A 467-nucleotide genomic window follows, 5' to 3' on the forward strand; every position below is an offset into this window, starting at 1 on the left:
AAATGGACAATGCCTATTCAGGAATGGGGACAAACGATTACTCAATTATCCATTTACTTTGAAGGTCGATTAGATGATATAATTAAAATCTAGTCAAATTTACTGACACAGAATTTTGAACGCCCTCAAGTATTTTTAAAACTGTATTTACACAGAATTATTTAATTCTTTTAACCTTTTTTCAGCAAATAATTTCGCAGCATTCGCCGCATAACCATAACGCTTTCGACTCACTATCTGCCCACCTTCTTTTTTAGTACCAAATGGAAAGGTTGTCGTTTTAGTCATTTCAAGAAAACGCATATATCCTTTTTTTGCTTCGTTTAAATTTTTAATTTTTCCGTAAGCGTCCGCTGAACACACCTTCTGAATTCATCCTATAAGCCTTAATTTAGTCCCCACTTAGAAACAAGTGGGGACTTAAATTTATGACTACAAATCATCAGACATCCATCGCATCTCTTGCG

At 34.5% G+C, this 467-nt stretch carries 1 protein-coding gene; it reads right to left on the minus strand.

Annotation, left to right across the window (positions count from 1 at the left end):
- Nucleotides 1-147 precede the first annotated feature (147 nt).
- Nucleotides 148-363 carry a hypothetical protein gene (locus tag ACEO2X_RS14175; protein WP_371972184.1) on the minus strand — a complete coding sequence of 72 codons (216 nt, stop codon included), beginning with the start codon at nt 361-363 and terminating at the stop codon, nt 148-150.
- Nucleotides 364-467 lie beyond the last annotated feature (104 nt).

It is taken from the genome of Acinetobacter sp. AL9 (assembly GCF_041464035.1).
Lineage (GTDB): Bacteria > Pseudomonadota > Gammaproteobacteria > Pseudomonadales > Moraxellaceae > Acinetobacter > Acinetobacter towneri.